Raw genomic sequence first — 12,283 nt, forward strand, 5'->3', positions numbered from 1 at the left:
CACCGACCCCGATGCTTCCGCGCCGTCCGGCCATGACTCCACCCAGGGCTTCCGGCCCACTGCGGTTGCCGCAGTGCCGCTGGCAGCCATTGGCGCGGCGATCGGCGTGGCCGTTCCCGGTGCGTCCGGCTCCGTCCAGGTCACCGGGATATCCCTGAACTCCCGGTCGGTCCGCCCGGGAGACCTGTACGTGGCCCTGCCGGGCGCCACACGGCACGGGGCCGACTTCGTGTCGCAGGCCGTCGACGCCGGCGCCGTGGCGGTCCTGACAGACGACGCCGGGGCGCGCCTGGTGGCCCTGGGCCATGACATCGCCGTCCCGGTGTTGCTGGCCCACGAGCCGCGCAGCGTGGTCGGCCGGCTGTCCGCGCTCATCTTCCAGAGCAGGCCCGACGGCGCCGGGGCACCGGCCCTCTTCGGGGTGACAGGCACCAACGGCAAGACCACCACCACCTATTTCATCAATGCCCTGCTGCGGGCGCTGGGCAAGCGGACCGGGCTGATCGGGACGATTGAGATCCTGGCCGGCGGGGAGCCGATCCCGAGCCTGCTGACCACGCCSGAATCCACGGATGTGCACGCGCTGCTGGCGCTCATGCGCGAACGTGGGCTCGATGCCGCCTCCATGGAGGTYTCCTCGCACGCCGTGTCCTTCCACCGCGTSGACGSCGTGGTGTTCGACGTCGCCGGSTTCACGAACCTCACCCAGGACCACCTGGACCTGCACGGGACCATGGAGGAATACTTCCAGACCAAAGCCCGGCTGTTCACGCCGGAACGCGCCCGCGCCGCCGTGGTCACCATCGATGATGACTGGGGCCGCAAGCTCGCGGCCACCGCCGAAATCCCGGTCACGACCCTGGCCACGGCCGGGACCGACGGCGCCGGGCCGGCTGACGCCGACGGGACCGCGGACTGGACCGTTGCCCGGACTGCTCCGCGGGGCCTCGGCTCAGACTTCGTCCTCCGGCACCGCGACGGCGCCGAGCTGCGCGTCCACACGGGCCTGCCGGGCGGCTTCAACGTCGCCAATGCAGCGCTGGCCACAGTGATGGTCCTCGMCGGCGGCCACGAGCCGGCCGCGGTGCAGGCCGCCCTCGACGCCGCGGATCCCTTCACCGTCGCCGTGCCCGGCCGGATGCAGCTCGTATCCACGGCACCGGCCGCCGTGGTGGACTTCGCGCACAACCCCGACGCCCTGGCCCGTGCACTCGAAGCCGTCCGGTCCCCGGAACCCGGATCCAAAGTGATCATCGTTTTCGGCGCCACCGGCCAGCGGGACCAAGGCAAACGCCCCGCGATGGGGGCCATCGCGGCGCGGCTGGCGGACACCGTGATTGTCAGCGACGACGATCCCCACGACGAGGACGCGGCAGCCATCCGCGCGGACGTCCTTGCCGGGGCCCTGGCGGCCAAGGACGACGAAGGCCTGAACTGCACAGTCCTGGAAGTCTTCCCGCGCGACGCCGCCATCCTGAAGGCCGTGGAGCTCGCCGGGGCCGGGGACACCATCCTGGTAGCCGGGCGCGGGCACGAGGTCTGGCAGGAAGTCAAGGGAGTCAACCTGGCACTGGATGACCGGGTGGAGCTTCGGAACGCCTTGACAGCACGGGGATTCACCGTTCTCGAAGACCACCGGATAGAGTCCTAAACCGAGATGATTGCATTTACAGCGGCGGAAATCGCCGACATAACCAACGGCCGGCTCGCCGCGGAACCGGGAATTACCCCCGCCTCCGTGGTGACCGACTCCCGCGAGGCCACGGCGGGTTCCCTCTATGTGGCCAAACCGGGGGAGAACGCCGACGGACACGACTTCGTCGGCGCAGCCTTTGACCGGGGCGCCGTATTGGCGCTCGTGGAGCGCGAAGTGGCCGACGCCGCCGGAACGGACTATCCCGCCGTCGTCGTTGAGGACGCTGTCCTCGCCATGGGCGCGCTGGCCGCCGAAGCCGTCCGCCGGATCCGCGCCAGCCGCGCCGCGGCCGGCGCCGCTTTCACCGTGGTTGGCATCACCGGCTCCGCCGGCAAGACCACCACGAAGGACCTGCTCGCCGGAATCTTCACGGCCGCCGGCGCCGAAGGTGCCACAGTTGCACCGCAAGGGTCCTACAACGGCGAGATCGGCGTGCCGCTCACAGTCTTCAAAGCCGACTTCGACACCCGCTACCTCGTCATCGAGATGGGCGCCACGGGCATCGGCCACATCCAATACCTCGCGGACATGGTCCGGCCGGAGATCGGCGTCGTCCTCGGCGTCGGCTCCGCCCACGCCGGCGAGTTCGGCGGCGTCGAGAACATCGCGGTCGCCAAGGGCGAACTCGTGGAGGCGCTCCCGGCCGCGGGCACCGCCGTGCTGAACCTGGACGACTCCCGCGTCGCCGCGATGGCCACCCGGACCCGGGCCCGCGTGCTCGGCTACACCTCACGCGCGGCCACCACCGGCCAGGACAACACCATCCAGACCGACGTGGCCCAAGCCGATGTGGTGAGGGCCGCGGATGTGGAACTGAATGCCGACGGCCACCCGGAGTTTGAGCTCTACCTGCCCGCCGACGTGACGGACGGGAAAGCAGAGCAAGGACCAACCCGGCACCACGTCGCCGCCAAGCTGATCGGCGCCCATCACATGGCCAACCTCCTCGCGGCCGCGGCCGCGGCGCACGCGGCCGGCATCCCCGGCGCGCAGATCGCGGCCTCGCTCAGCGCGCAGACCGCCGCCAGCCGCTGGCGGATGGAGCGCACGGAGCGTCCCGACGGCGTGACCGTCATCAACGATGCCTACAACGCCAACCCGGAGTCCATGCGGGCAGCACTGCGGACGCTGGCCGAACTGGGCCACGGCCGCCGCACCTGGGCGGTCCTGGGCGCCATGCTGGAACTGGGCCCGGATTCCATCCGCGAGCACATGGCAGTCGGCACCCAGGTGGTGCGGCTGAACATCTCCCGGCTCGTCGTGGTGGGCCGGGAGGCGCGGTCGCTGTATGTCTCCGCCGTCAACGAAGGCTCCTGGGGCGACGAATGCGTTTTCGCCGAGACGGCGGACGAGGCCTACGAGCTTCTCCAAGCCGAGCTCCAGCCGGGCGACCTGGTCCTGTTCAAGTCTTCGAACGGCATCGGGCTGCGCCACTTGGGGGATCGGATAGCATTACCCCCACATGCCACCCAAGACTCTCCCGAGCGACCTGCTGAGGGAACTGCCGCAACCGCCACAGAAGGGAGTGCACAGCTGTGATTGCACTGCTGATGGGCGCCGGAATGGCGCTGCTCCTCGCGTTTGTGGGCACCCCGCTGTTCATCCGGTTCCTGGTCCGCAAGGGCTACGGACAATTCATCCGGGACGACGGACCCACCTCCCACCACACCAAGCGGGGCACGCCCACAATGGGCGGCACCGTTGTGGTCGTCGCGGTCCTGGTCAGCTACGGGCTCACGCACCTGATCATGTGGATGATGAACCCGCACTCACCGGGGCCAAGCGCCTCCGGGCTTCTCCTGCTCTTCCTCATGGTGGGCATGGGGCTGGTCGGATTCCTGGATGACTTCATCAAGATCTCCAAGCAGCGCAGCCTGGGCCTGGACGCCAAGGCCAAGCTGATCCTCCAGGGCGCTGTTGGCATCATCTTTGCCGTGCTGGCGCTGAACTTCCCGAATGCCGCGGGCCTGACCCCGGCGTCCACCCAGATCTCGCTGGTGCGCGATATTCCGTGGCTTAACCTCGCGTTCGCCGGAACCGTGCTCGGCGCCATCTTGTTTGTGCTGTGGTCCAACCTGATCGTCACGGCCGCGACCAACGGCGTGAACCTCACCGACGGCCTCGACGGCCTGGCCGCCGGCGCTTCCGTCATGGTGTTCGGGGCCTACACGCTCATGGGCATCTGGCAAAGCAACCAGGCCTGCGGATCCCCGAGGCAGGCCGGCAGCGGCTGCTACTCGGTCCGCGACCCTCTGGACCTGGCCCTGCTGGCCGCCATCCTGAGTGCGGCGATGGTCGGCTTCCTGTGGTGGAACACCTCGCCAGCAAAGATCTTCATGGGCGACACCGGCTCCCTAGCCATCGGCGGCGCCGTCGCAGCCTTCGCGATCCTGTCCCGCACTGAACTGCTGCTGGCCTTCATCGGCGGGCTCTTCGTCCTCATCACGCTCTCGGTCATCATCCAGGTGGGCTACTTCAAAATCACCAAGGGCAAACGGTTCTTCAAGATGGCACCGCTCCAGCACCACTTCGAACTCAAGGGCTGGGCCGAAGTCACGGTGGTGGTCCGGTTCTGGATCCTGTCCGGGTTGTTTGTCGCCGCCGGCCTGGGCATCTTCTACGCCGAATGGGTGGTGCTGCTGTGACCGGTCCCATCCCCGCCCCGCTCACCACCTCGCCCCGGCTGCAGGGACTCACCACCTGGGATTCCGACTGGGCCGGCCTGCGCGTCGTGGTCACCGGCATCGGCGTCTCCGGATTCGCCGCCGCCGACACCCTCATTGAACTCGGCGCCCGGGTGGTGGTGGTGGACGCCGCCACCAGCGCCAAGGCGCTGGCCCAGGCCGACACGCTCCGGATCGTCGGCGCCGTGGACGTCCTGCTGGGCGAGGATGCGGTGGAGTCTGTTCCGAAGATCGACGGGCAGAAGCCGGACCTGGTGGTCACGTCCCCGGGCTGGCGCCCGGACCAGGCCCTGCTCGCCGCAGCGGCGCGGGCGCACATTCCGGTGTGGGGCGACGTCGAGCTCGCCTGGCGGCTCCGCGAACGCGAGGGCCGCAAGACCGCCGACTGGCTGGCCATCACCGGCACCAACGGCAAGACCACCACGGTCGGCCTGACCGAGTCCATGCTCCAGGCCGCCGGCCTGAAGGCGATCGCCGTAGGCAACGTCGGAACCCCGATCCTGGACGCCCTGCGCGATCCCGTGGACTACGACGCCTTCGCGGTGGAACTGTCCAGCTTCCAGCTGCACTGGAGCCACTCGGTGTCGCCGGTGGCCAGCGTGTGCCTCAACGTCGCTGAAGACCACGTGGACTGGCATGGCTCCTACGCCTCCTACCTCGCCGACAAGGCCAAGGTCTACGCGAACACGCAGAAGGCCTGCATCTACAACGCCGAGCAGATCGAGACCGAACGCATGGTCGAGGACGCGGACGTGGTGGAAGGCTGCCGGGCCGTGGGATTCACCACACTGACCCCGGCCATCAGCATGCTCGGCGTCGTGGAAGGGCTGCTGGTTGACCGGGCGTTCATCGCCGAACGCAAGGACAGCGCGGCCGAACTCGCCTCGATCGCCGACCTGGGACCGGTGGCGCCGCGCCACATGGTGGCCAACGCGCTGGCAGCCGCTGCCCTGGTCAGGGCCTACGGGGTGGAGCCATCGGCTGTGCGCCAGGGCCTGCTGAACTACCTTCCGGGAGACCACCGGATCCAGCTGGTGGCCCGGCACGACGGTGTGCTGTGGATCAACGATTCCAAAGCCACCAACCCCCACGCCGCCGCCGCCTCGTTGTCCGCATTCCAGAATGTGGTGTGGATCGCGGGAGGCTTGTCCAAGGGCGTGAATTACGACTCCCTGATCCAGGAACAGGGCAGCCGGCTCAAGGCCGTGGTCCTGATCGGCGCGGACTCCAGCGATCTGCAGGCCGCCCTGAAGCGACACGCGCCGGATGTCCCCGTGATCGGGCAGGGCAAGGGCGAGACTGAAGACGTGCAGACTGCCGGTATGGCCAAAGCCGACGCAGGCCCTTCGCCGATTTTCGGCGAGACTGTGATGGCCCAGGCCGTTGCCTCGGCGGCTCAGCTGGCCGCCTCCGGGGACACTGTGCTGCTGGCCCCGGCGGCTGCTTCCATGGACCAGTTCTCTTCCTATGCTCACCGTGGCGATGCCTTCATCGAAGCTGTCCGCGAGCTCGTGGAAGGGCAGGCTCAGACCAGCGAGGAGTAACAATGGTCAGCACGCCCACACGTACGACGGCGGCACGATCCGCCGCAGGCGGGGCCAGCACTGGCACGCCCRCCGGCCGTCCGTCCCCTTCGGCTGCAYGGCCAACGGCCGGCGGCCCCGCCGTCACCCCCGCGGCCCGGGTGCGTGCCTGGAGCCGCGGATTCTGGTCCGCGCTGGAAGGCACCGGCAAGTCCCGCAACGGATCCACGTACTACCTGATCCTTGGCTCCACCCTGGCGCTGACTGCGATCGGGATCATGATGGTCCTCTCGGCCTCCAGCGTGGAAGCCATCGCCGCGGGGGAGTCGCCGTACTCGGCCGCCCTCAAACAGGGCGGATTCGCCGCGATTGGCGTCTTCGCGATGCTTGTCCTCTCCCGCGTGAACGTGGTCTGGCTACGGCGCTTCGCCTGGCCGCTCATCTTCCTGGCCATTGCGCTGCTGGGCCTGGTCCTCCTCGTGGGACGCAGCGCGCTGGGCAACCAGAACTGGATCGACGTCGGTCCGTTCACGTTCCAGCCCTCCGAAGCCGCCAAGCTTGCCCTCGCGCTCTGGATGGCCACCGTGCTTGACCGCAAGGCCAAGCTCCTCCACGAATGGCGCCACGCGCTCATTCCGGTCGTGCTCCCGGGCGCCATTGCGGTCCTGGGCCTCATCCTGGCCGGAAACGACCTCGGGACGGCCATGATCGTGATGATCATCGTGGCCGCCGCGCTGTTCTTCGCCGGCGTGCGGCTGTACCTTTTCGGCTTCGCCGGGGCGGTCCTGGCCCTTGGCGCGACGATCCTCGCCGTCACGAGCCCGAACCGGATGTGCCGCATCCTGTCATGGACGGGCCAGACCTGCGCCGACGGCTCCGACCTGAACTACCAGTCCACCAACGGCCTGTACGGGCTCGCATCCGGCGGCTGGTTCGGTGTCGGACTGGGCCAGAGCCGGCAGAAGTACAGCTGGATCCCGGAAGCGCACAACGACTTCATTTTCGCGATCATCGGCGAGGAACTCGGACTGGTCGGCACGATCGTCGTCCTGGTCCTGTTCGCCATCCTCGGAACCGCCATCTACCGCGTGGTCGTCGCCCAGCACGATGTCTTCCACCGCGTCCTGGCCGGCACGATCATGGTCTGGCTGCTGGGCCAAGCCAGCGTCAACATGGCCGTGGTCACCGGGCTGGCACCGGTGATCGGTGTCCCATTGCCGTTCATTTCCTATGGCGGCTCGGCCCTGCTGATGTCGCTGTGCGCAATCGGCGTCGTCCTGTCCCTGGCCCGGGCCCAGATGGACCCGGGCATGCAGCCGAAGAAKATGCTCAGGTTCGGCCCGGCCGCCTTTGCCAATTCCGTGCGGAGGGCCCGCGCTGCCCGGGCTGCAAGGACTGCCGCCAGCCGGTCCGCCGCCAGCACGGCCTCCAGCCGGTCCGCCGCCCGTACGGCAGCCCGACCCAAAGCCCCCGCAAGTAAGAGCCCCACCAAGGCCCCCGCAAGCAAGAGCCCCGCCAAGAGCCCCGCCACCAAGAACCGTACGAAAGCGTAAACAGCCCTTCATGAACACCGAGTCGCCCTTGTCCGTGGTCCTTGCCGGCGGCGGAACCGCCGGCCATATCAGCCCGCTGCTGGCAATTGCCGGCGCCCTCCGGCAGTCCCACCCCGGAGTGCAGCTTCTGGCTGTCGGGACCCCCGGCGGAATGGAAGCGCGGCTCGTCCCGGCGGCCGGCCTGGACCTTGCCACCATCAGCCGTGTCCCGCTCCCGCGCAAGCCTTCCGCGGATCTGTTCCGGCTGCCGGGCCGGATGGCCGGTGCGGTGAAGCAGGCGGGTTCCATCCTGGACGGGGCCGGCGCCGACGTCCTGGTGGGGGTCGGCGGGTACGTGTGCACACCGATGTACCTCGCTGCCCGGCGCCGGAAGATCCCAATCGTGGTCCACGAGGCCAACACCCGTCCCGGCCTGGCCAACCGTGTCGGCGCAGGCCTCGGCGCCCACGTGGCAGTGGCCTTCGCCGAGACCAAACTGGGCCGCGCCGCCCGGCACGTAGGCATGCCCATGCGCCCCGAAATTTCCGGCCTCGACCGCGCGGCCGCCCGGGCCGGTGCACGGCAGGCGCTCGGCCTGGACGCGGACCGGCCGACGCTCATCGTCACGGGCGGGTCCTCGGGCGCCCAGAGCATCAACCGGTCCCTCGCTGCGGCCGTAGGGGCCCTCGCCGACGCCGGCGTGCAGACCCTGCACATCACCGGCCGTGGCAAGTCCGTCCACGACGCCGACGGCAAACCGCTCGCCGCGCCAGGCTACCGGCAGGTGGAGTACGTCGACGGCATGGAAACCGTCTATGCCGCGGCGGACCTGCTGCTGGCCCGTGCCGGAGCCGCCACGGTCTGCGAGGTGGCCGCCGTGGGCGTGCCTGCCGTTTTCGTGCCCCTGCCCATCGGCAACGGCGAGCAGGCGCTGAACGCCGCGGGCCTGGTCGCCGCGGGAGGCGCATTGATCGTCGATGACAAGGCCTTCTCCGCCGACTGGATCAGCGGGAACATCATTCCCCTGCTGCTGGACACGGACAGGCTGGCCCGGATGGCAGCCAGCGCCGAACAGCTCGGCATCCGCGACGCCGACCGGCGCATGGCCGATCTCATCCTCGACGTCGCGTCTTCGAACGAGCACAGCGGGAATCCGCAGCGTCCGAAACAACAGGGCACGAAACAGCAGCGTCCGAAACAGCAGGGCCCGAACCAGCACGGCAGGAAGCAGTAGAGCAATGACCCAGCCCCAACACGGCACGCATGCCCTGGAATCCCTCGGCCGCGTCCACTTCATCGGCATCGGCGGCGTCGGCATGTCCGCCGTTGCCCGCATCATGGTGGCCCGCGGCATCCCGGTGAGCGGCTCCGACGCCAAGTCGCTGCCCGTCATGGCGGACCTCGCGGCCGCCGGGGCGCGGATCGCCGTCGGCTATGCTCCCGGCAACCTGGGAGACGCCCAGACGGTGGTCGCCGGCTCCGCGATCCGGGCCGACAACCCCGAGCTCGCAGCGGCCCGTGCCGCCGGACTCCCGGTGCTGCACCGCTCCGAGGCGCTGGCCGCCACGATGGCGGATGACACTGTGGTGGCAGTCGCCGGAACGCACGGCAAGTCCACCACGACCTCCATGATCACGGTGCTGCTGCAGGGCGCCGGGCTGGACCCGTCTTTCGCGATCGGCGCCAACGTCCCGGCGCTCGGAGTCAACGCGGCACACGGCACGGCGGGCATCTTCGTCGCCGAGGCCGACGAGTCGGACGGCTCCTTCCTGAATTACCGCCCCACGATCGCCGTGGTGACCAACGTCGAGCCGGACCACCTGGACTTCTACGGCACCGCCGAGGCCGTCTATGCTTCCTTCGACAGCTTCACGGCACTGCTCCCGGCGGACGGCGTCCTGGTGGCGTGCGCTGACGACCCCGGGGCCAGGGMACTGGCCGAGCGCACCCTGGCCCGCGGCAACACCCGCGTGGTGCTTTACGGAACCGCCGCCGACGCCGCCATCCGGCTGCACGACGCGGGACCTGGCCGGATGGGGATCTCGACGACGGCGGGCACGTTCGGCGTCGAACTGCAGGTTCCGGGCCGGCACAACGCACTCAACGCTGCCGCCGCCTTTGCCGTGGCGGTCGAACTCGGCGTCGCGCCCGACACCGCTGCGGCGGCACTGGCCCACTTCTCCGGCGCCTCGCGCCGTTTTGAGTTCAAGGGGGAGGGCCGCGGCGTCCGCGTCTACGACGACTATGCCCACCACCCCACGGAAGTCCGCGCCGCCCTGTCCGCGGCACGTGCCGTCGCCGGGGAGCACAAGGTGCACGTGCTCTTCCAGCCGCACCTGTTTTCCCGGACCCGCGAATTTGCCCGCGAGTTCGCCGAAGCGCTCAACACGGCGGACACGGCCCTGGTCCTGGACATCTATCCTGCCCGCGAGGATCCCATTCCAGGGGTCACCAGCGGGCTGATCGCCGAGCACCTGGGCTCAGGCGGCCGCCTTGTCGGACCCGACGGGGAGGCTGTGCGGGCGCTGCTGGCGGCCGCCGGCCCCGGGGACATCGTGCTGACCGCCGGCGCCGGGGACGTCACGGCCTACGGGCCGCTGATTGTCGAGGCCCTGACGGCCGAGGCCGCCGGTGCCTAGCACCAGGCGCCCCACCTACCGTGGCGGGTCCGGCACTAGCGGGTCCGGCACCGGCGGATCCGGCTCCCGGCCGCCGTCCGCCGGTACTGGCACGGATGTCATTTCTGCGTCCAAGACCGCCACGGACACCGCCGCGGACACCGCCGTCGGCCGGTCCCGCAATCCGCAGAACCCGCAGGGCACCCCGGACAACGGTCCCGGCAAGGTGCTGTCCTTCCCCGAGCCCAAGGGCAAGCGCCGCCGGCGGATCCTGCTGAGCACCATCGGGATCGTGGCTGTGCTGATGGCGGGGATCGTCGCGGCCGCCGTCTACTCGCCGGTGCTGGCCCTGCGCACGGTCACGGTGGAGGGTACAAAGATGCTGCACCCGGATCAGGTCCAGGCCGCACTCGCGCCCCTTCAGGGCAAGCCGCTGCCGCAGATCAGCGAGGAGGAGGTCACAGCCCTGCTCAAGCCGCTGGTCCAGGTCAAGGACGTCACCGCGAAGGCGCTGCCGCCCGCCACTTTGCAGGTACACGTCACCGAGCGCATTCCCGTGGCCCTGGTCAAGCAGGGCAAGACCTTCCAGCTGGTGGACGTCGACGGTGTCCAGCTCAGCACCACCGCCGATGCCGCCTCGGTATCGCTGCCGGTGATCGACGGCGGCAGCGGAACGCTGCCGAAGGACCTGTTCCAGGCCATCACGGCGGTCCTGGGGGCCCTGCCGGCGGATGTGCTGGCGCGGCTCTCCAACGCCTCTGCGGCGTCGGCCGACGCCGTCGAACTCAAACTCGTCGACGGGCAGACAATCGTCTGGGGCAACGCGGGGGAGAAGGAGCTGAAGGCGCGGGTCCTTTCTGCCCTCCTGAAGGTCCCGGCCGACCCCAAAAACCCGGTGAAGGTCTACGATGTCAGCGTGCCCCGGCACCCTGTCACGCGGTAGCCGGCAATCGGATCCGCCGCGGCGGGGATGTCCAGCGGACGTCCAGCTGCCCGCGGGACTACTTACAGGGGCTATTTGCCCGGTATTCCCGCGACACGCGGCGCCGGTTATTGAATGTCCCCTGCATAGGAAATACCGTCACAGACATGAGTTACTTGACATAACTATAACCTTCAAGTCGAAGGTTAAGGTTCAAAGCTTCAAGCAGGACTCGATCAGTTTTCGCATTAGTACACGAACAAGGGACACGTAACGTGGCAGCTCCGCAGAATTACTTGGCCGTCATCAAGGTCGTCGGCATCGGCGGCGGTGGCGTGAACGCAGTCAACCGCATGATCGAGGTCGGTCTTCGCGGCGTCGAATTCATCGCCATCAACACCGATGCCCAGGCATTGTTGATGAGCGATGCCGACGTCAAGCTCGACGTCGGGCGTGAGCTGACCCGTGGACTCGGTGCTGGCGCGAACCCTGAAGTTGGCCGGCAGGCCGCGGAGGACCACGCCGATGAAATCGAAGAGGTCATCCGGGGCGCAGACATGGTCTTCGTCACCGCCGGTGAAGGCGGCGGAACCGGCACCGGCGGCGCCCCCGTCGTCGCCCGGATCGCCCGCTCCCTTGGCGCCCTGACCATCGGCGTCGTGACGCGCCCCTTCACGTTTGAAGGCCGCCGCCGTGCCGGCTCCGCCGAGGCCGGCATCGACGCCCTGCGCGATGAAGTCGACACCCTGATCGTGATCCCGAACGACCGCCTGCTCTCCATCAGCGACCGCAACGTCTCGGTCCTGGACGCGTTCCGTTCCGCCGACCAGGTCCTGCTCTCCGGTGTCCAGGGCATCACGGACCTCATCACCACCCCCGGCCTGATCAACCTGGACTTCGCAGACGTCAAGTCCGTCATGCAGGGTGCCGGTTCCGCGCTGATGGGCATCGGTTCTGCCCGCGGCGAAGACCGCGCCGTGAAGGCCGCGGAGCTGGCCATCGCCTCCCCGCTGCTGGAAGCTTCGATCGACGGCGCGCACGGCGTGCTGCTGTCCATCCAGGGCGGCTCGGACCTTGGCCTGTTCGAAATCAACGAGGCAGCCCGCCTGGTCCAGGAAGTCGCCCACCCGGAGGCCAACATCATCTTCGGCGCCGTGATCGACGACGCCCTCGGCGACGAGGCACGCGTCACCGTCATCGCCGCCGGCTTCGACGACGTCAAGGCCACCTCGCCGTCCATGGACCAGTCCCTGCCGGCCGCGCCGCAGCGTCCCGCGTCCGCCGCTCCCGCCCCGGCGCAGGCACCCG

At 69.1% G+C, this 12,283-nt stretch carries 9 protein-coding genes; all 9 read left to right on the plus strand.

What is annotated here, in order from left to right; all coding sequences use genetic code 11:
* Positions 1–1,651: UDP-N-acetylmuramoyl-L-alanyl-D-glutamate--2,6-diaminopimelate ligase (locus AC1D1S_RS14565; RefSeq protein WP_476994780.1), on the plus strand; the 1,651-nt coding region annotated here is incomplete at its 5' end.
* 6 nt (positions 1,652–1,657) lie between these two features.
* Positions 1,658–3,235: a UDP-N-acetylmuramoyl-tripeptide--D-alanyl-D-alanine ligase gene (locus AC1D1S_RS14570; RefSeq protein WP_476945403.1), complete on the plus strand. Its 1,578-nt coding sequence runs from the start codon at positions 1,658–1,660 to the stop codon at positions 3,233–3,235.
* Entirely contained in the window at positions 3,232–4,341 is a 1,110-nt protein-coding gene (mraY, locus tag AC1D1S_RS14575; protein ID WP_028275881.1) for a phospho-N-acetylmuramoyl-pentapeptide-transferase, read from the plus strand. Before AC1D1S_RS14570 ends, mraY begins: the two co-directional genes overlap by 4 nt.
* Complete coding sequence (murD, locus tag AC1D1S_RS14580; protein ID WP_476944230.1) at positions 4,323–5,924, plus strand: UDP-N-acetylmuramoyl-L-alanine--D-glutamate ligase; 1,602 nt, start codon at positions 4,323–4,325, stop codon at positions 5,922–5,924. The genes mraY and murD overlap by 19 nt, the downstream gene beginning before the upstream one ends.
* 2 nt (positions 5,925–5,926) lie before the next feature.
* Positions 5,927–7,456 (plus strand): putative lipid II flippase FtsW, encoded by a 1,530-nt coding sequence (ftsW, locus tag AC1D1S_RS14585; RefSeq protein ID WP_476994781.1) that lies wholly within the window; start codon positions 5,927–5,929, stop codon positions 7,454–7,456.
* A 10-nt stretch (positions 7,457–7,466) separates the two neighbouring features.
* Positions 7,467–8,669, plus strand: a complete 1,203-nt coding sequence (gene murG / locus AC1D1S_RS14590; RefSeq protein ID WP_476994782.1) for an undecaprenyldiphospho-muramoylpentapeptide beta-N-acetylglucosaminyltransferase — start codon at positions 7,467–7,469, stop codon at positions 8,667–8,669.
* A gap of 4 nt (positions 8,670–8,673) precedes the next feature.
* The gene (gene murC / locus AC1D1S_RS14595; protein WP_476994783.1) at positions 8,674–10,074 is read left to right on the plus strand and encodes a UDP-N-acetylmuramate--L-alanine ligase; all 1,401 of its coding nucleotides are present in this window, start codon (positions 8,674–8,676) and stop codon (positions 10,072–10,074) included.
* Positions 10,067–10,996 carry a cell division protein FtsQ/DivIB gene (locus tag AC1D1S_RS14600; protein ID WP_476994784.1) on the plus strand — a complete coding sequence of 310 codons (930 nt, stop codon included), beginning with the start codon at positions 10,067–10,069 and terminating at the stop codon, positions 10,994–10,996. The genes murC and AC1D1S_RS14600 overlap by 8 nt, the downstream gene beginning before the upstream one ends.
* 254 nt (positions 10,997–11,250) lie before the next feature.
* The coding region (gene ftsZ / locus AC1D1S_RS14605; protein ID WP_476994785.1) for a cell division protein FtsZ at positions 11,251–12,283 on the plus strand (1,033 nt) is incomplete at its 3' end.

This window comes from Arthrobacter sp. P1_A5 (assembly GCF_056406825.1).

Excerpts from the sequence above, each read along its gene's own strand:
- murD (WP_476944230.1), top strand. The coding sequence starts at position 4,323 with ATGGGTGGTGCTGCTGTGACCGGTCCCATCCCCGCCCCGCTCACCACC.
- AC1D1S_RS14570 (WP_476945403.1), top strand. The coding sequence starts at position 1,658 with ATGATTGCATTTACAGCGGCGGAAATCGCCGACATAACCAACGGCCGG.
- murG (WP_476994782.1), top strand. The coding sequence starts at position 7,467 with ATGAACACCGAGTCGCCCTTGTCCGTGGTCCTTGCCGGCGGCGGAACC.